Source organism: Tolypothrix tenuis PCC 7101 (assembly GCF_963874875.1).
GTDB lineage: Bacteria > Cyanobacteriota > Cyanobacteriia > Cyanobacteriales > Nostocaceae > Aulosira > Aulosira tenue.
This window is the reverse complement of the sequence record NZ_CAWNJS010000001.1, coordinates 3,070,915-3,089,634: the sequence shown is the minus strand read 5'-3', so window position 1 is coordinate 3,089,634 and position 18,720 is coordinate 3,070,915. Positions and strand designations below refer to the sequence as shown.

Here is an 18,720-nt window from a genome sequence, read left to right as displayed (position 1 = left end):
AAAAATAAATTATTCCGTTTAAGTCGTTGACTGTTGACGGTTCACAGTTCACAGTCAAGCGTGAACAATACCAATGGAATGTTTTTTTACTTGGAAGTCCCCGAAAAAGGCTTTGACCGAAACTATATTCTCAAGTTCATTATCATATCCAAATTGCAAGCCATGATCACTACAACAACTCTCAGCATTCGTGATGCAATTGTCGCAGCCAACAAGAACTTTATGCAGACTTTTGCACAGGGTGATGCTGCAAGTTTAGCTAACCTGTACACACAAGATGCTCAAATTTTCCCCACCCACAGCGATTTAATTGGTACAAGACAAGGGATTAAAGAATTCTGGTCAGCAATTTTTCGGCTGAATATTAGCCAAGCAACTCTAGAAACCCAGGAGGTAGAAAGTCACGGCAATACAGCCATTGAAGTAGGAAAATATTTATTGAGCGATCGCAATGGGCAAATGGTAGACAAAGGTAAGTATATCGTTGTCTGGAAACAAGAAAATGGGCAGTGGCGACTACATCGCGATATGTGGAACAGTAGCTTACCTGTTTAATCTCAAGTCTGGGGATTGGGGATTGGGGATTGGGGATTGGGGATTGGGGACTGGGGTTGTTAGCCGACATTGTAAAGCAATCACCCCACAACACGCCTTTCTCAACTTCTCCCCACATTACTGCTTTAGCTTAGAGGATGTTTGAAAAGTCTGTAGTAGTGTATCAAATATTTTTTACCCCACCCTAGCCCTCCCCTTAGAACTATCCATTATAAACATCTTTCTTAACATTTCAAGGGTGTTAACTCTCGTCTCTAGAACCATGATTTTTGCGTTCTTAATTCTCAATAAAACCCCATTTTTAGCGAGAAGAATACACGCGAATTTGTCAAGCCTGCCTAAACTCTCATTCTCTAAGATGCTTATAGAACAAGGGTTTTAAGATTGTAAAGAAAGATGTGGGTAATGCATAGCCCACCAGGAGAGGGGAGCAAGAGATTTAGTTCCCCTTCTCCTGCGGGAGAAGGGGTTAGGGGATGAGGGCGCGAGGTATTTGTACAACGCCTGCCCTATATAGCTTTTAGCTTAAGTTGACACCAATGGGCATCCACAGACTTTGGCAAATCAAATATCTTATCGGTGCCGTGCCCCTACCCGCGTACATCACAAATAACCAATAACCAATAACAAAATTTCACCAAAACTGCATAACCTAAAGCATCACAGAGATATATGTTACTGACAGAATTACCGCAGTAACAACCATGAAGTTATACAAAATCGCGCTTGTTACCCTCATAACTTTACTTACCACTATTGGACAAACGCCAATCAACCGCAGCGCCATTGTGGGAATACAAGAAGCGTTAGCGCAAACTCCAGATGCGCGTAAAGTAGAAGCTGAAAGACTATTAAACTAAGCCGCTCCGTCACCAGAGCGACTCGTCTTCAAAACCGTGCGTGAGAGTTTCCCCTCACACGGCTCCTCAGTGGTTTGGTGCTTGTCCAAGTGCATACCTCCACCCAAATCATCTTTGGCTGTTTTTGAATCGTGGCAGTGTTTGTGAAGTACCTGAAGGTTTTTATATTCGTCTTTTCCCCCTTGACTCCGGGGTAATATGTGGTCTACTTCTAGGAGGTCTTCCATTTTGAAATACAATCCGCAGTGAGTACATTTTCCTTTCTGCTTTTTCAAAAGTGTTGTCACTCTTTTGGGCATTTCAGGATGTGTACCCATTCTTGAACTCCAGTAAACTAGGTCGCCATTGTATGGGCTGGATTCACCTTTTACTTTTATATGCCTAACTATTGAGGTGTCGGCATGGTCGAAAAGTCGCATTGGGTTTTTGCCTTCTTGCGGGGTGGAAAATACCCAGTTATCACCACCGATTGTGTGCCAATATTTCTTTGACACCCATTTCCCTGTTTTGTTGGGGTGGCGGTGTTGTGCCCAGGCTTTCAGCTTTGGATACATGAGATTATCTAACCTGGAGTAAGCTTCTTTGCTTACGACCGTTGAATAGTAATTAGACCATCCTTTGATTATTGGATTTAATTTTCCAATTAGTGCCTTCTGAGGCAATGCCTTATGGTCATAGATGATATTAGCTATTCTTTCGTAGTGTATCCTTTGCTTTTCTTCGCTGGGGGTGATGATTGTTTTAAAGCCTTGTTTTGAGTGGTATTTACCCACGGGGAATTGCCTAATATTAAAACCGAGAAAGTCGAATCCTGGTTTTTCATTTTCATACTTGTGGAGGGTATGGGTTAGGCGTGTTTTTGATGGCTTTAATTCCAAACCCATGTCTTTTAACCACTCAGATATGATTATCTGGCATCTTTGGACAACGGTTATGTCTTCATGGAGAATCACGAAGTCATCGGCATATCTCACAACAGTGAGAGAACTAATTTTATCCTTTGCTGCCATTATCTTCCCGTTAGGGTAGTATAGCTTTAGTGTCTGGGCTAATTGTTTAGTTCTTTCTTCAATTCCGTGGAGGGCAATATTTGCTAAGAGTGGGGAGATGACCCCACCTTGCGGTGTACCCTCAGATGTCTCTTGAAACTGCTTGTTATCCATCACCCCCGCTTTTAACCAAGCCTTGATTTGTCGGCGAATGGTGGGGAATGTATTTAATTTTTTTAGCAGTGCCGAGTGGTCGATTTTATCGAAACACTTGCTTATATCAGCATCTAATACGAATTTGGGCTTCTTATTGATGCTGTTAAAGATTGCTTCAATAGCGTCATGACATGAGCGTCCTGGTCTGAACCCGTATGAGTTCGGTTCAAATTTAGCCTCCCATTCTGGCTCAAGTGCCATTTTTACGAGGGCTTGCAAGGCGCGGTCATACATTGTGGGTATACCCAATGGTCTTTTCTCTTCCTTACCAGGTTTTGGAATCCATACACGCCTGGTAGGTTTGACCTTTGAGCCTAGTTTTAGTTTGGCAACTAAGGCGAAACGTTGCTTTGGGGTCAGTGACTTAACACCGTCCACACCCGCCGTTTTCTTGCCCTGGTTATCTTGTGTTACCCGCCTGACCGCTAAACATTTTGCTGACCAAGACTTCATCAACGTCTTTTGGAGTCTGCGAACTGCATTGACTTCACCACGTAATGAGGCTCTGTAAATTCTTTTTTGCAACTTAAAGACACGTTTTTCTAGCTGTCGCCAGTTAATATGCCTCCATTCCACCATCGATTTATCATCCTGATTTAGGGGAATTGCTTTGTCCTTCAAGGGAGGGGCACTTGCTTCCTTTGATTCAGTTATGACTTGTCGTGTTTTAGACTTATTCATTACATAATATGACTTTACATTCCAAATCACCGTGAGTTTGTCAGCATATCCCTGGCATTACCCAAGGCGTTCGCTTCTAACTCAATCTTTCCTAGCTGCTGCATACGGTTAGCACCTGCTTGGTATCGACCACCCAAGAGCAAACAGCTTTGTTACTTCGTTCCGATTGACAATTGGTTGAGCCTTTAGAGTTGATGCTATCCACCGGGTTTATTGGGAGTGCTGCTAGTCAGCTAAACATCTGCTAGCCCCTTATCCTTTTGCCTTTTGGCTCCTCCGTGCCAGCCTTATTACGGAGGTTCCTTGTAACGATGGTTTGGGCACATCTTCGCTTTCGCTACTCATAGGTTCTTGCTCGAAGGGAACCAGTTTTAGGCTGCCAGTTTTACCTCCTTTTCACCCCGCTTCAGGCTTTGATGGCTAGTCGCAAACCTGGGGGTGATGCTTTCACCGTTGCACCTACGGGGAAGGACTTTTAACTCCGTACTCTAGGATTTCTGAGTTAATCACCTTCATGGTCAGTCAGTTATCAGGTTTTGTTCTGGTTACCCAGTTCTTTTACCTGTCACTCATCCCTGAGTATTTCTACTCATTTCGAGCGAACGAATCGCACGTTTAACCAAGGTTATCAACAGTATCAAACCGGGCAACTGGAAGCGGCATTGCAATCTTGGCAACAAGCACTGATTATTTACCAAAAAATTAAAGACCGTCAAGCCGAAGGTACAGTACTGGGTAATCTCGGTGTTGCTTACTTTTTTTTGGGAGACTACAAAAAAGCTATTGAGCACCATCAGCAGAGTTTAGCGATCGCCCTTGAATTTAAAGACCGTAATAGCGAAGGAAAAGCGCTGGGTAATCTCGGTATTGCCTACTTTCAGTTAGGAGACTACCCAAAAGCCATTGAGTATCAGCAGCAGAGATTAGTAATTGCCCGGGAAATTAAAGACCGTTTAGGTGAGGGACAGTCTTTAAACAATCTGGGACTTGCTTTTTATAAAAGCGGTAATCTAAGCGCAGCAGAAAAAACTCTGTTCGACGGCATTAAGGTGTGGGAATATCTGCGAAATATCAAATTACCCGATCATAGCAAAGTTTCACTTTTTGACACCCAAAGCAGCATCTACAGAACTTTACAGCAAGTCCTCATCGCCCAAAATAAAACTGATGCAGCTTTAGAAGTAGCCGAACGTGGTCGCGCCAGGGCGTTTGTTGAGTTGTTAGCATCTCGTGTATCTACTAATAATAAACAGGTGGATAAATCACCACAAGCACCGACAATTGCTGAAATTAAAGAAATTGCCAAACAGCAAAATGCTACTCTCATTCAATATTCAATTATTTATGATAATTTCAAAGTAGCAGGTAAACAACAAGTTGAAGAATCAGACCTTTATATCTGGGTTGTCAAGCCTACAGGTGAAGTCACGTTCCGCAAAGTTGACCTTAAACCCCTGTGGCAAAAAGATAATACAACCTTAGATGAATTAGTCACCAATAGCCGCAACAGAATTGGAGCAGGAAGGAGTCGTGGCGGTATTGTCGCCAGTGTAAATCCTGATGCAGCAACAGTAAAAACACCCTTACAAAAACTGCACAACATTCTAATTAGAGATATTGCTGATTTATTACCAAAAAACCCTAGCGAGAGAGTTATTTTTATTCCTCAAAATTCTTTATTTCTCGCACCTTTTCCGGCATTACGTGATGAATCTGGTAAATATTTGATGGAAAAACATACAATCCTCACTGCTCCATCTATCCAAGTGTTAGATTTTACTCATCATTTAGAGCAAGGTCGCACAACAAATTATCATAATGCTCTGATTGTCGGTAATCCAACTATGCCTGTAGTTTCTACGGAACCTGGTAAAGCTGGAACAAAGTTAATTCCGCTACCAGGTGCAGAAGTTGAAGCAAAGACTATTGCTGATTTATTAAAAGCTAAAGTAATTATTGGTAAAGAAGCAACTAAAGCAAATATTCTGCAAAGCATATCAAAAGTTGATGTAATTCATTTAGCTACTCACGGTTGGGCGGATGATTATCAGGGTTTGGGTAGCTGGATTGCACTTGCACCTTCAGGTAAAGATGATGGTTTACTCACGGCTGAGGAAATATTAGATTTAAAAATCAATGCTCAATTAGTCGTTCTCAGTGCTTGTGAAACGGGGAAAGGGAAACTTTCCGGTGATGGTGTAATTGGGTTGTCCCGTTCTTTGATTTCTGCGGGTGTTCCCAGTGTGTTGGTTTCCTTATGGCAAGTACCGGATGAACCGACACAATATTTAATGGTGGAATTTTATAAGAGTTTGCAAACTCAACCAGATAAGGCGTTGGCGTTGCGTCAAGCGATGTTGAAGACAAAGGAGAAATTTCCTTCCCCGGGTGATTGGGCGGCGTTTACTTTGATTGGAGAAAGATAATATCAATTCAAATTGTTTGCGAAATATCAATATATTTTAGAGGGCATGGCAATGCCTTGCCCCTAGTCGGTATTACCTATCGTCCCTATAAACTGCTAACAAATGGGGAATATGATCGTAGCCATCTACGCCGATGATAGCGATGATTTTGGGACGGTGTTGTTGTAAAAAATTTTGGAAAGATTCTGTTCCTATTTGTCCTTGTAAAATTGTGAGTAATCCGGCTGGTTGTCGCCATTCACGGGAGGCAATTTGCTCTAGCAAATACATTCCTAAACCGCCAGTGTAAATTGCTTTTTCGTAATTTTGCAGTTGATAATAAGCTTCAGCTAAATAAGCTAAATTGCGTCCTTGCAGATATAAATCACCAGATGTCTGCGCTGTCTTAAAACCTTCTTCTAAATATTTAATCGCATCTTGGTGTTGCCCAATCACAAGATAGGCTATTCCTAAACTACTGAAACACAAAGCTTTACTTTGAATATCACCTAATTGTTCTGATAACTTTAAGCCTTGTTGCAAATAGTTAATTGCCATTTCGTAGGTTTCTGGCTCTACTTGCTCTAATTCTTGGGCGTGCATAACTTCGCTGTAGCCTAAATTAATTAAGGCGTTGGCTTCCCCAGTGCGCTCGCCTGCTTGTCGGCTGAGGATTAATGCACGTTGGCTGTTGTTAATCGCTTCTACATAATCTTGTTCTTGGACGTAGGTACGGCTGAGGTGGTTGAGATTGGCAATTTCACAGGGGCGATCGCCTGCATTTCTGGCTATTTCTAATGCTTGTTGATGGAAGTCGATGGAGCGTTGATATTGCCCTAAAGCTCGTTGGGAATAACCTAAAAGTGTTAATATTCGCGCCTTCTCTTGGGTTTTTTCTACTTGGCGCAGTGGTTCATCGAGATAATCTAAGGCATCCCGTAAATAATTCCCGGAAAAGGAAGCGAAAATTCCGCCGTAAAGGGGAAAATAAGGACGCACAGCAAAGTTACGCAGAATTTGCAGCATGATTTGAGATGCCGCATTGCTATACACAGTGGCTATATTTTGGAAACCACTGGCTAACTGACTCCACAGCACCGCAAAGGTTAAGTAGGTGGAAATTGATAACTTTGACCCAGCTTGGATATTGTAAGGTTGTTGGTCAAACCAGTTAACTAAACCCCGTTGCAAATATTGCAGAATAAATGCCATTTCTACCCAATCACCCAGGGTAATACTGCGCTGTTGTGTGGCAAATTCAATAGCAGATTGCTCTAATGCTAAGGTACGCAGTAATCCTTGGGGTAATGGGCTAGTAACCTGCTTTGCCCAAGTTGCCCAAGGGCCGCTTTCTCCGGCTACGGCACCAAACCCTAGTGATTGATTTTGCTCGTACATCCAGCTAACTAAGTGTTCTTGCAGTCGTTGCCAAGCAGCCAAACCCCGGTTCATTCCTTGGGATATTTGCTGTAAATCGGAATCTGCTTGAGCAAATTGCTGTAAAGATTTTGACAGTTGCTGTAGCTGTTGGGAATTCAGGGGATATTTTTGATTGGGGTCAGTAAACCTCAAAAATGTTGCCAACCTTTCCTCGGCTTCAGCTGTAGTAATTTCTCTTACCGCAGAGACGATCGCTTCTGTAGCTTTGTTGTGTTCTTGCCATCTCAGCCATTGACTGTGAATGGTTTTCATGGCTCTTAAAGAACGAGTAGCCTTAGCTTTTTTCAGCTCATCCTTTTCACCGTCTACCTGGCTTTGAATCGCACCGAGGCGATCGCTCAACACTAACTCAAACACTTCCCCCGTACCAGGATTCACCCCTTTAAGCAGTATTTGATACACCTGCTCCACAGAGCTAATCTTGCCCTTAAGGGTAGTGTCCACAATTTCATCAATTAAAGCCAGGTAGCGATCGCGTAAAGGTAGAGAGTCTGACACTTTAGCTACGAGTAATGTACGTCAACTCCATTTTACATGGGGCATGGGGGATTGGGGATTGGGGATTGGGTAATGGGGAATGGGTAATGGGGAATGGGTAATGGGTAATGGGGAATGGGGATTGGGTAATGGGTAATGGGTAATGGGTAATGGGTAATGGGAAGTGAGAACTTGTGCTTTTTCCCTCATCTCCCTCATCTCCCACCCTTCGGGAAGCCGCTATCGCGTCTACATCTCCCTCATCCCCGCTTCCAGTCCTTAATTCCTCCCGTTTGGACGTTGAATAATTGTTTCCATTACTCGGCGCTTGGCTTTGGGATCTATGGCTACTAAACGTAGGTACTCGCCTGCATATTCAGTTAGACATGATTCTAAAGCTGAGATGGCATCTGAGTGAGCATCGATGTGGGTATTGAGACAACTTTGCCAGGAACCTGTGCGGAAGCGTCTTTCATCGACGTGTTCAATGTTAATTGTGTGACCCTGCGCTAAGATTTGCCGGATTTGTTCTTGTGTTTCTAGGGTTAAATGGGGGCTTAATGTTTCTGGTTTTTGCGAGTTGTGATTAGTTGCGCCTTTATTTACACCATTGCTGGATGGCTGAGTTGTTGGTGTTCCTGTAACAGGTGGTGCAGCTTGATAACCTTTACCGCGATTGAGGCGATTGTATTCGTCAACTAACTGAGAACTTTCGACTCGTTGTTGTTCGCCAACCATCAACTTACCAGATTCAAGTAAATGAGATAGCCTAAAATCTGGCTTTTTAAATTCTGGTGGCCCTTCAGTGCTATTGACTATCCGCAGGGAAACACGCTCAAATCCTATTTGATGGATGAAGTTGCGTATTTGTTCGTCATAAATGCGCGATCGCAATGCACTAAAAAAGTCTATCGATTGATTGGGGAAGGTATCAACTAGCTGTTCAATTTCCCTCTGGGAAAGTCCATCCTGTTCAAATATCCCGCCGACTATTCCTACCTTGTCGTCGCGATCAGGTTCCCAGTAAAATTTTTCCATGCGACCATCCCGAATTAATGGTGCATAAAGGGTAGAAAAATCGTTGCCTGTAACGATAATCGGTACTCGACGTAACGGTGTGGAATCGTAGCTTCCAGGTAATTGCACATCTGTAGGATTATCGGCAATATTCATCAAGGTGGCGTTCACCAACTGAGTATTGACAGTATATTGCGTTCCTTCATCAAATCTGCCTGCACCCGCATCCAAATCATTAATCATCAGCACGCACATTTTACCGCGCACTTTGATTAATTCTGCGGTTTCCCGATAGCGCAGACGGATTAAACGTGCTGGATCTCCCGCGTCTGGACTTTCTAATTCACCACCAGATATGTGAGTTACCTCTACACCCATTTTCTCGAAGACTAACTCACATTGAAAAGATTTTCCTTCTCCCTTACGTCCGTGAATCCCTAAAATTAAGGGAACTCGTACGCCAGGGAGATCTAGAAAGTTTTTGGTAATATGGACAGCTAATTTGTCCAAAAACCGAGGAGCAATATAGTAACTCATGCAATTAATTTTGGTTAGTGCTTCTTAGGATCATGGTAGTTTTTTTTAGCTACTGATGTTTATGTATCTTTGGGTAGAGAAGGGGTTGGGGACAAATCAATTCAAAATTCAAAATTCAAAATTCAAAAATTACAGAACACTTGGGAGTTGGGAACAAGGGTGGGTGAACAACGTAAAAAAATAAGGGCTTGAGCAATAAAACTACCCACCCTAAGAATAAGTGTGATGAAAATTATTTCATGCGTTATTAACTGACGCTGAGGATGCAACCGGCGCGTGGGGGAAGAGATAGGGAAAGCTGTTGATTTTCACCTTGATTATCCCAGGTAATTTCAGCATTGCCATATACCAGCTTGTTGGGTTGAGTACGCAAATTATTAATGTCAATATTTGCGTTGGTTGATGCTGTACCTGTGTTCACAGCAATAATTAATTCTTCTGTGCCTAAGGTTCTGGCAAATACATACAGTGCGCCTTGGGCATAAATTACTTGGTAATCGCCTGTCCGCAAAGCTGGGTAGGTGTGGCGGAGGGCGATTAATTGGCGGTGAGTCTGGAGGATTTCACGATTCCAGGTAGCTTCTAAAGGAAAGCCACGGCGAGAATCAGGATCTATGGCACCAGGTAAACCGACTTCATCACCATAGTAAATACTAGGCGCACCAGGAAATGTCAGCAAGAGGAGAGTTGCTAGTTCTACACTGGCTAGATCACCACCAGAAATTGTCAGTAATCGGGCGGTATCGTGACTGGCTAGCAAGTTTAATTGCGTTAGCTGAATTTCCCAAGGGTAAAGTTGCAATACTTCTTGAATTTGGGCAGCGTACTCAGCTGCAAACAAAGGTGGGTATGGTTTATAGTCACGGCTTTGCACTTGATCTAAGACTACGCGATCGCCTGCGGCAAAGGCGATGGTTGGCCCGGCAAATAGATAATTCATTACGCCGTCAAATTGCGTACCATCTAGCCACTCGCGGGAATCTCCCCAGACTTCACCCACAATATAAGCATCGGGATTAATGGCTTTGACGCGATCGCGAAATTCTTGCCAAAACCCAGGTGTTTTAATTTCAAATGGTACATCTAACCGCCAGCCGTCAATGCCGAATTTAATCCAATATTCGGCAATTTCCATAATATATTCTTTGACTTCGGGGTTGTCGTGGTTAAATACTGGTAAAGCCCGATTCCCCGCCCAGCCTTCATAGTTGGCTGGAAATTCACCGTTGTAAGGTGAAACGGGCCAGCCCTCCACTTTAAACCAATTTACCCAAGGAGAATAGGGGCCATTTTCTAAAACATCGTGAAAAAAGAAAAAGCCGCGACTGGAGTGGTTAAATACTCCATCTAACACAACTTTAATGTTGCGCTGATGGGCTGCGTCTAGTAATTCCTTAAATGCTTCATTGCCTCCTAACAGTGGATCGACCTGATAATAGTCGTGGGTATGGTAGCGGTGATTACTCGCAGATTGAAAGATGGGTGTAAAGTAGATAGCGTTAATTCCTAAATCCTGGATGTAATCCAAACCTTCCAGAATGCCCCATAAATCGCCACCTTTGTAACCTTGCAGCGTTGGCATGGCTTCCCAATCTTCCCACCGGGCCTCATGCAATAAGCGTTTGCGAGGCTGTTTACTTTTAGCAAAGCGATCGGGAAAAATTTGGTAAAAAACCGCGTGCTTAACCCAGTCTGGTGTTTGAATTTGCATGAAGTCCTCTCGATACTATTAGGTGCGATCGTTGCAAATAATAGCTTCTTTGTGGGTCTTACTTGTGGTAGAAATTCTGATCTCCACTCAATTTCTTTGCCAAAATAACAGACGAAGCAAGAGATGGAGCGTTTCTTAGTAGAGTTATGGTTATGTTTTCTCCTGCCTATCTGCAACTGAGTCATGTTTTACGAACCCTGGTTGAGATTCCCGGGGATGAACTCGCAAAATTAACCCAAGTCTTTCAACCATCAAGTTTCAAAACCGGAGAGTTTTTGATGTGTGCGGGGGAAATTCCTAGCCAAATTGGATTTGTGGTGGCGGGGATATTTCGTCTTTATTATGTGAATGCGGCAGGTACTGAATTCACCAAATCATTTTGTCCAGAAAATCATTTTGTGACTGCCTATAGTGCGCTGATTTTAAAACAACCAGCCCAATTTTTTATTGAAGCTTTAGAAGATTCATTATTACTAGTTGCAGATTATAGTCAATATGTCCAACTATGTGCAGCACATCCATGTTGGCAAGCTGTTAATCATAAATTAGTTGAGGCTTTATTTATTAAAAAAGAGCGGCGAGAGGCGGAATTACTGCTAGATGATGCCACAACAAGATATCAAAAGTTTTTGCAAGAATATCCGAATTTAGAACACAGAGTTAAGCAATATCATATTGCCTCTTATCTAGGTATTTCGCCTGTGTCGCTCAGTCGGATTCGGAAAATTCTCCAGCCGAATTAACATAGGTTAATGACTTCGCCATTGTGGGGAATTACATCTAAAAAGATGTTATGAAATGCGATCGCTCTAAACTGGCAATGGTGAAGACAAAATTACATACTTTTATCCTCTACACAGGCTTTCTGGCATTTTTGGGCTTCGGTGTCCTAAATCCAATTATGCCGACGTTGGTGGGGCTTTATGGTGGCACAGCGTGGGAAGTTGGGCTATTATATGCCACTTTCTCACTTGCCCAATTTTTGACACTGCCAGGAATTGGTTATCTTAGCGATGCTTATGGGCGGCGATGGATGATGCTGATTAGCCTTTTAGGGGCTAGTTTGGGATATTTTATCTTTGGCTGTGGGGGCGCATTAGCTGTACTGTTTGCAGGCTGGCTAATTGTAGGGTTAACCGATGGTACAGCCAGTATGACCTTTGCTGCGATCGCAGATACTACCACACCTCAACAACGGACTCGTGCTTTTTCCTGGGTGAGTGGGATGATGGCTTTAGGGCTAATTATCGGCCCGGTTGTGAGTGGGGTAATGTCGGGTATTCATCCGAATTTACCTATGTATGTTGTGGCGATCGCTTTTGTTATAGCTTTGGTGTGGGGGTATTTCGCTATGCCGGAAACTTTACCACCAACCCAGCGTTCCCCTAAACCTGATTTTGCTCAATTGAATCCCTTCACTCAATTGCAAGCCTGTTTGACAATACCTCAACTGCGCTGGCTGATGTTGAGCTTTTTGATGATGAATATGGCGATGTTTGTCCTCATTTCTAATTTACCTGCTTTAGCAAATGAGCAATTTAATTGGCCAGCCCCACAAATTGCCCCGTTATTTGCCTTATTTGGTGTCATTAGCGTTTTTGATCAAATAATAATTATTCCCTGGTTATTGCCTAAATGGGGCGAAGTCCGGATGGCATTTTCTGGGGCGTTAATCACCGGATTGGCTTTTAGTTTATCTGCTGTATTCGCCATCACAGGCTCGGTTATAGTTCTCTATACAAGTATTGTACTTGTGGGCATTGGACAGCCCCTAGCCGAAACTTCCTTAATTGGCTTGATGTCCAAAACTGTTGGTGAAAAAATTCAAGGACGCATCAACAGCAATATTCAAACAGTACAAGCATTAGCTAGAATGATTGCCCCGTTGTTAGCTGGTTGGTTATATCAAAACATTAGCCCAGATACACCCTATTGGTTTAGTGCTGCTCAAATTCTCGTGGCGGCGGTTGCTGTTCAGCTATCAGTACCAAAATCTGCTACTTCAACTCAAGGCAATACAGTGTTAATTACTGGAGGTTCTTCAGGAATTGGCTTGGCATTAGCTAGAAAATTTCTGCAAGCCCACAATACAGTGATTATTACTGGACGTGATGGCAAGAAATTAGCTGAAGTCAAAAAACTTTTGCCGGGAATTATTACTGAAGTTGCTGATTTACGAGATTTAAATGCTTTACAACAGCTTGTTAAGCGTTACCCAAATGTGAATATTTTGATTAACAATGCTGGGATGCAATATAACTACGAATTTATCAATCCAGAGATTTCCACTAAGTTAATTGAAGAAGAATTACGCACCAATTTAATTGCGCCATTGCAATTAATTAAACTGATGTTACCCCATTTGTTGACCAAGCCCAACGCTGCTATTGTAAATGTTTCTTCTGGCTTAGGATTAGTACCGAAACAAAGTGCGCCCGTCTATTGCGGTAGTAAAGCCGGATTACATATTGCCACTAAAGCCCTGCGCTGGCAACTGGAAACCACATCAATTAAAGTATTTGAAATAATTGCTCCTTTAGTTGATACACCAATGACTCAAGGTAGGGGTAAAGGGAAAATTTCACCGGAAGCATTGGCGGATGAATTCTGGCATAATTTTAGGCGCGATCGCTATGAGATGCACATTGGTAAAACAAAACTGCTGGTTTTCCTTCAGCGATGGTTTCCCCAAGTCGCAGAGAAAATTCTCCGCCCTGGAATTTAGATGGATTGCTGCAAAGGTAAATTCAATTGCGGAGAGTGTGTCAATATCTTTGTCTTAGAGGATGTTTGAAAAGTCTGTAGTAGTGTATCAAATATTTTTTACCCCACCCTAGCCCTCCCCTTAGAAAGGGGAGGGAACTGGATTTTCCGGTCTCCCCCCTTGACAAGGGGGGATTAAGGGGGGTAACAGTGCAATTAAAATCACAGGGAAAAACTTTTCAAACAACCTCTTAGATTACGGTAAAGAAACTGGGTATTAGAGGAGTGTAGACAATCACTACCCTCTGCCCATTGTTCTCTGCTGTGATTTGCTTATGGAACGCCCAATTTTATACATAGCTATTACTAACCACGGTTTTGGTCATGCTAGTCGTATGGCATCAGTTGCCGCTACTATTCAAAAGTTATGTCCAGAAGTTTTGTTAATTATGGTGACTACTGCGCCGCGGTGGTTACTAGAATGCTATATCGAAGGTGATTTTATCCATCGTCCCAGGGCTTTTGATTTGGGTGTCATCCAAGCAGATAGCTTGACAATGGATAAAGCTGCGACTTTAGACAAATTAAGGGAAATTAAACAGAAGCAAAATTCCCTAGTGGCATCGGAAGTCAACTTTATTCGTCAAAATCGCGTCCATCTCATCTTGGCGGATATCCCCTTCCTCGCTTCTGTAATTGCTAAGGCTGCAAATATTCCCTGCTGGTCGATGAGTAACTTTGGCTGGGATTTGATCTATCGTGATTGGGGTGGGGAATTTTTGGCAATTGCCGATTGGATTAGTGAGTGTTATTCAAAATGCGATCGCCTCTATCGTCTCCCTTTCCATGAACCAATGTCTGCTTTCTCTAATATTATTGATGTGGGTTTAACAGGTGGTTCACCTCGTTACGCTGCTGATGATTTGCGTTCCATCTGGGGAATTACTGCACCTGTGGAAAAGACAATTCTGCTGACTTTCGGCGGCTTAGGTGTACAGCAGCTTCCTTACAATAACCTGCGCCTTTTCCCCGATTGGCAATTCATTGTTTTTGACCAATCTGCACCAGATTTACCCAATGTAGTGAAAATTACTGACCGTAAATACCGCCCTGTAGATTTTATGCCTATTTGTGCGCGAGTTTTGTCTAAACCTGGTTACGGTACTTTTTCGGAGGCTATTAAATTAGAAGTACCTATTGCTACTGTGACACGTGAAGGTTTTGCAGAAGCAGCTTTTTTAGTGGAAGGTTTGAGCAATTATCATCCGCATCAAATTCTCAGTCCAACGGAGTTTTTCCAAGGAACATGGGATTTTCTGCATCAACCTCTGCTGCAACCAAAGCTATCCCAACCTATTGCTAAAGATGGCAATGAAGCGATCGCAAATGCTGTGATGCAATATTTTTCTATGAGTTAGGAGCGATCGCATTACGTAAATCCTAATCGGCAGGATTTGCTTCTAACCAGCTAAGTAAATCCTCTAGTCCTGTAAAATCTAGCAAAGCCTCGCCAAGTGCTTCTAATTGCGCTAGAGAAAGGGATTTAATGCGTTCTTGAACTTCTTGCGGTAATTCTCCTACCCGTTTTTGTAGTAACCGGAGGATGAGACTTTGCGATTGTTCCTTTTGTCCCCGTTCGTAGCCAATACGTTCACCAGTGGTTACATAGCTCATAGTTCGCTCCTGCTCAAATTGCTTAAATTCTTCCCAAAACTCCGCTTCCAATGCTTTTGGTAAAATCATAACCCAATCAATAAATCGATAGAGGTTACGAATATCTCTTTCTTGCAGCCCTTGTTCGTATAATCGACGGATTAAGCTAAATTTCCAAGTTTTGCGATCGCCTGGTTTTTTACTTGTCTGCTGTGTTTTTAAATGTGCCATGACAACCGTTGCAAATGGGTTATTGCTGGCTTCTAACTCTGCCCAACGGTTTTGATAATCAAGAAGTTTGACGGTGCCAAATTCAAAATTTAGCCTGGTATTAGGATAATTATAATTGTAGTGATTTGGTCGCCAATTGGGGTCAGCATCGCACAGAATCGCCAAGCTAATTGCTGGTTTGCCAAATTTGTCAAATATTCGCAGATTATAAGAAAACATTCTTTGGGCAAAATTATCTTCCGGTTTGGCTTGAATTTCTACATGAATTAATAGCCAAATTTCTTCTCCTTGAATTTGCCAAACTTTGACCAATTTATCTGCGTATCTTCTTCCTTGTTCAGCATCACGCGCTATTTGCTGAAACTCTTTATCTAAAAATTCATGAGGACGTTCCCAATCAATTAGTATGGCGGTTTCTGGAAAGAAAAAATGCATAGCTTGGGGAAAGTAAGCTTCTAATATTTCTTTCCAGGGTGAATCATTATCGGCTCTTTCTAATTCCTCAGTCATTGGGATTTTTAATTTTGCATCTGTTCAACGAATATAGTAAAGAATACTCTAGTGCCGATTATTGCCATACTATAGATAATTTACTTTTACAAATGCTGGGCGATCGCACTCAAACACAATGATCATCTCGGAAGGTGCCATCAGGCATAAGCGTATTGCAGAGAATAGCTACACTCAGATCAACCCCAGCCAAATTGGCGTAACTCAAGTTAGCGTCTCGCAATTTGGTATTTCTCAAATCAGATCCGACCAAATTAGCTCCAGTCAAATTAGCCCTAGCCAAATTGGCGCTTTCCAAGTTGGCATTTCTCAAGTCGGCATCTACCAAGCTAGCACTTGCTAGGTCGGCGCTTTCCAAGTTAGCACTTCTCAAGTCGGCATCTACCAAGTTAGCACCTCCCAGAGAGGTGCGAATCATCTGAGATCTTCTCAAATCAGCACCCATCAAAATAGCTCCCTCGAAGTTGGATTCAGACAAAATAGCCTCACTGAGATTGGCTCCACTCAAATTAGCTTCCATAAACCCACAGTCCCCAATTCCAGCACTCTGAAAATTGGCGTTGCTCAAATTGGAACGCTCACAATAGACAAGTAAGTAAGCATTACTAAGGTTGATTCCTTGGAGGTCAAGTCCAATAAGCTCTCCACTGACATTGGCTCCACTAAAATCTCTTTCCCCAGCAGCATAAAGTCTGAGCAAGTCTTCAGCAGTAATCCTCTCCTTTTCCATACCTCAACTCCAACATCAAGCAACACATAATTAAGATAGAAGCCACTCAATCTCTGGTAACACAGCTACCGGACAGACCACCTCTTCCCAAGTTGTATGATATATTCTCAATCAGCAAGCGTATTCTGACGCTCAGTGGACTTTTAATTCATTGCAGATGACCGAAAACAAAAAGAATTCATGCTCTAGACCGCCAAGCTTCACTCGCGGTACTAAGAGATTTATTTACGGATGCTATTAATTTTGAATTTTGAATTTTGAATTTTAAATTTTGAATTCGGAGCAAAGCGACGTGACTCATTACCAAAAGCTACTTAGAGTTTCCACTACTGGCAAATCTTTTCAAAATATCACCTCAAAAATTGAAGCCATTGTTGCCGAGTCGGGTGTGGAAACTGGTCTTTGTACTTTATTTTTACGCCACACTTCCGCTAGTTTAGTGATTCAAGAAAATGCTGACCCTGATGTACTGGTGGATTTGGCTAATTTTATGGCAAAACTTGTACCAGAATCAGGCAAGTACATTCATGATGCGGAAGGGCCTGATGATATGCCGGCACATATCCGTTCAGCGTTGACTCACACTTCAGAACATATCCCCATTAATCGCGGTCATTTGGTGTTGGGGACTTGGCAAGGTATTTATGTTTGGGAACATCGTCAGCGCAGTCATGTGAGAGAATTAGTGGTTCACATCTCTGGATAGGGACTCAATACTTGTCGGTTAAGGGGAAAAGGGGAAGGGGAAAAGGGGCAAGAAAAAACCTTTAACCCTTACCCTTTCTCCTGCAAAGACGCTACGCGTAGCTTGCTTAAGATTCGTAGGTTGGGTGCAGCGTAGCGTAACCCAACATTTTATACAATATTTGAAGCGTTGATTTTGAGCGTTGAATTAAATATTTGGTTATTTAAATAATTTCTATTTTCTTGATATCATGCGTTGGGTTCCGCAAAGCCTCCACCCAACCTACGGGAGATTGCGATCGCACTACGACTCCCTTGGTCGCCCCAACGGTGGAACCATCCTCATCGATGATGATGCTAACGGCGTAGGCTGGTTCATCGACCCCACCCCCAACGACAACAGCGAATTTTCCCAAACCCTTACCGACACAGCCTACCGCGCTACGGGAGATTGCGATCGCACTTTCCCGATACGTCAACATTCTCAGTCCTCATCAGTGACGACTCTACCATCAGGCAAAATGGTATTGTCCCAACGACACATACTCCAATCGGTTTCTTGGATGCAAGCACCTCTGAGATTAGCGTGATACCAACTACTGCCATAAACCGAGTAGAGTCTGGTGAGATTAGCCCCTTCGAGGTTAGCTTCATCAAGAATAGCTTCGAGCAAATCGGCCCCTTCCAAGTTGGCATTCCTGAGATTAGCTCTCAAAAAACTGGATTGTTGCAAACAGGTATTTCTGAGATTAGCTCCCTCAAGGTTGGCATCATTCAAACCAGATTCTCGAATGAGAGATCCGCTCAAATCAGCTCCCACCAGAATGATGCCTTCAAGGTGAGCAAGTTCCATAGAGGCATTCTTGAAGATGGTATCGCTAAGGATAGCGTTGTTCAGTTTGGCACTACTAAGTTCGACACCACTCAAGTTAGCCTTGCTCAAATTAGCATCCCGCAAGTCAGCCCAAGAGAGTCTAGAATTGCTAATATTGGCACCAATGAGATTAATACCTCTCAATTTACCTTCCCTCAAGTCAACATTACTCAAATCGACTCCACTAAAATCTCTCTCCCCAGCAGCGTATCGCTGCAACAACTCCCTAGCAGTTATACTCATCTATACACCTCTGCATTAACCAACACATATAAAGATAACCCACTCGACCTCTTTGACCCCACCTTTAACATCAACTTCCAAATCGCCGACCTCCCCACCGGACAACTAGCCGAAGCCCAAATCACCCAATTCGACGCACTTGGTCGCCCCAACGGTGGAACCATCCTCATCGACCACAACGCCAACGGCATTGGCTGGTTCATC

The 18,720-nt window shown here is 42.9% G+C and carries 15 protein-coding genes; 8 read left to right on the top strand and 7 right to left on the bottom strand.

From position 1 onward, the window contains the following. The first annotated feature begins 60 nt into the window (after positions 1 to 60). Both AACU25_RS12595 and AACU25_RS12590 read left to right on the top strand, forming a co-directional pair. A complete protein-coding gene (locus AACU25_RS12595) occupies positions 61 to 555 on the top strand; it encodes an SgcJ/EcaC family oxidoreductase (RefSeq protein ID WP_199347524.1) in 495 nt (164 codons plus the stop codon). A 704-nt stretch (positions 556 to 1,259) separates the two neighbouring features. Further along, positions 1,260 to 1,415, top strand: coding sequence for a hypothetical protein (locus AACU25_RS12590; protein WP_339382020.1), 156 nt, complete (start codon positions 1,260 to 1,262; stop codon positions 1,413 to 1,415). On the opposite strand, the gene ltrA is transcribed toward AACU25_RS12590, so the two are convergent. After that, on the bottom strand, positions 1,412 to 3,301 hold the full coding sequence (ltrA, locus tag AACU25_RS12585; RefSeq protein ID WP_199347133.1) for a group II intron reverse transcriptase/maturase: 1,890 nt from the start codon (positions 3,299 to 3,301) through the stop codon (positions 1,412 to 1,414). The two genes, AACU25_RS12590 and ltrA, sit on opposite strands and share 4 nt — an antisense overlap. A gap of 536 nt (positions 3,302 to 3,837) precedes the next feature. On the opposite strand from ltrA, the gene AACU25_RS12580 reads away from it, so the two are divergent. After that, positions 3,838 to 5,727, top strand: coding sequence for a CHAT domain-containing protein (locus AACU25_RS12580; protein WP_096576069.1), 1,890 nt, complete (start codon positions 3,838 to 3,840; stop codon positions 5,725 to 5,727). 72 nt (positions 5,728 to 5,799) lie between these two features. Here the strand turns inward: AACU25_RS12580 and AACU25_RS12575 are convergent, their stop codons facing one another. From AACU25_RS12575 to AACU25_RS12565, 3 genes are all read right to left on the bottom strand, one after another. After that, positions 5,800 to 7,644, bottom strand: a complete 1,845-nt coding sequence (locus AACU25_RS12575) for a tetratricopeptide repeat protein (protein ID WP_096576067.1) — start codon at positions 7,642 to 7,644, stop codon at positions 5,800 to 5,802. A gap of 258 nt (positions 7,645 to 7,902) precedes the next feature. After that, positions 7,903 to 9,177 carry a RuBisCO small subunit-like domain-containing protein gene (locus AACU25_RS12570; protein WP_096576065.1) on the bottom strand — a complete coding sequence of 425 codons (1,275 nt, stop codon included), beginning with the start codon at positions 9,175 to 9,177 and terminating at the stop codon, positions 7,903 to 7,905. Between the two features lie 247 nt (positions 9,178 to 9,424). Further along, positions 9,425 to 10,888, bottom strand: a complete 1,464-nt coding sequence (locus AACU25_RS12565; RefSeq protein ID WP_096576063.1) for a glycoside hydrolase family 13 protein — start codon at positions 10,886 to 10,888, stop codon at positions 9,425 to 9,427. Between the two features lie 152 nt (positions 10,889 to 11,040). Here AACU25_RS12565 and AACU25_RS12560 point away from each other — a divergent pair, with 152 nt between their 5' ends. The 3 genes from AACU25_RS12560 to AACU25_RS12550 all read left to right on the top strand — a co-directional run bounded on the left by AACU25_RS12560 (position 11,041) and on the right by AACU25_RS12550 (position 15,009). Beyond that, positions 11,041 to 11,631 carry a cyclic nucleotide-binding domain-containing protein gene (locus AACU25_RS12560; protein ID WP_096576061.1) on the top strand — a complete coding sequence of 197 codons (591 nt, stop codon included), beginning with the start codon at positions 11,041 to 11,043 and terminating at the stop codon, positions 11,629 to 11,631. Between the two features lie 50 nt (positions 11,632 to 11,681). Then, positions 11,682 to 13,613: an MFS transporter gene (locus tag AACU25_RS12555; RefSeq protein WP_190445573.1), complete on the top strand. Its 1,932-nt coding sequence runs from the start codon at positions 11,682 to 11,684 to the stop codon at positions 13,611 to 13,613. 313 nt (positions 13,614 to 13,926) lie between these two features. After that, entirely contained in the window at positions 13,927 to 15,009 is a 1,083-nt protein-coding gene (locus AACU25_RS12550) for a glycosyl transferase (protein ID WP_096576058.1), read from the top strand. Positions 15,010 to 15,031: 22 nt separating this feature from the next. Here the strand turns inward: AACU25_RS12550 and AACU25_RS12545 are convergent, their stop codons facing one another. Further along, complete coding sequence (locus AACU25_RS12545; protein ID WP_096576055.1) at positions 15,032 to 15,985, bottom strand: DUF4351 domain-containing protein; 954 nt, start codon at positions 15,983 to 15,985, stop codon at positions 15,032 to 15,034. A 109-nt stretch (positions 15,986 to 16,094) separates the two neighbouring features. Continuing rightward, the gene (locus AACU25_RS12540) at positions 16,095 to 16,715 is read right to left on the bottom strand and encodes a pentapeptide repeat-containing protein (protein WP_096576054.1); all 621 of its coding nucleotides are present in this window, start codon (positions 16,713 to 16,715) and stop codon (positions 16,095 to 16,097) included. Positions 16,716 to 17,007: 292 nt separating this feature from the next. Here AACU25_RS12540 and AACU25_RS12535 point away from each other — a divergent pair, with 292 nt between their 5' ends. Continuing rightward, the gene (locus AACU25_RS12535; RefSeq protein WP_086765720.1) at positions 17,008 to 17,421 is read left to right on the top strand and encodes a secondary thiamine-phosphate synthase enzyme YjbQ; all 414 of its coding nucleotides are present in this window, start codon (positions 17,008 to 17,010) and stop codon (positions 17,419 to 17,421) included. A 229-nt stretch (positions 17,422 to 17,650) separates the two neighbouring features. After that, positions 17,651 to 17,989 (top strand): hypothetical protein, encoded by a 339-nt coding sequence (locus AACU25_RS12530; protein ID WP_190446095.1) that lies wholly within the window; start codon positions 17,651 to 17,653, stop codon positions 17,987 to 17,989. Here the strand turns inward: AACU25_RS12530 and AACU25_RS36915 are convergent. Beyond that, the gene (locus tag AACU25_RS36915) at positions 17,884 to 18,516 is read right to left on the bottom strand and encodes a pentapeptide repeat-containing protein (protein ID WP_096576050.1); all 633 of its coding nucleotides are present in this window, start codon (positions 18,514 to 18,516) and stop codon (positions 17,884 to 17,886) included. The two genes, AACU25_RS12530 and AACU25_RS36915, sit on opposite strands and share 106 nt — an antisense overlap. Positions 18,517 to 18,720: the final 204 nt, after the last annotated feature.

What these genes read in the sequence shown, in the direction of transcription:
- AACU25_RS12530 (WP_190446095.1), top strand. Translation starts at nt 17,651, where the DNA reads ATGCGTTGGGTTCCGCAAAGCCTCCACCCAACCTACGGGAGATTGCGA.
- ltrA (WP_199347133.1), bottom strand. Translation starts at nt 3,301, where the DNA reads ATGAATAAGTCTAAAACACGACAAGTCATAACTGAATCAAAGGAAGCA.
- AACU25_RS12570 (WP_096576065.1), bottom strand. Translation starts at nt 9,177, where the DNA reads ATGAGTTACTATATTGCTCCTCGGTTTTTGGACAAATTAGCTGTCCAT.
- AACU25_RS36915 (WP_096576050.1), bottom strand. Translation starts at nt 18,516, where the DNA reads ATGAGTATAACTGCTAGGGAGTTGTTGCAGCGATACGCTGCTGGGGAG.
- AACU25_RS12565 (WP_096576063.1), bottom strand. Translation starts at nt 10,888, where the DNA reads ATGCAAATTCAAACACCAGACTGGGTTAAGCACGCGGTTTTTTACCAA.
- AACU25_RS12560 (WP_096576061.1), top strand. Translation starts at nt 11,041, where the DNA reads ATGTTTTCTCCTGCCTATCTGCAACTGAGTCATGTTTTACGAACCCTG.
- AACU25_RS12550 (WP_096576058.1), top strand. Translation starts at nt 13,927, where the DNA reads ATGGAACGCCCAATTTTATACATAGCTATTACTAACCACGGTTTTGGT.
- AACU25_RS12590 (WP_339382020.1), top strand. Translation starts at nt 1,260, where the DNA reads ATGAAGTTATACAAAATCGCGCTTGTTACCCTCATAACTTTACTTACC.
- AACU25_RS12555 (WP_190445573.1), top strand. Translation starts at nt 11,682, where the DNA reads ATGAAATGCGATCGCTCTAAACTGGCAATGGTGAAGACAAAATTACAT.
- AACU25_RS12545 (WP_096576055.1), bottom strand. Translation starts at nt 15,985, where the DNA reads ATGACTGAGGAATTAGAAAGAGCCGATAATGATTCACCCTGGAAAGAA.
- AACU25_RS12540 (WP_096576054.1), bottom strand. Translation starts at nt 16,715, where the DNA reads ATGGAAAAGGAGAGGATTACTGCTGAAGACTTGCTCAGACTTTATGCT.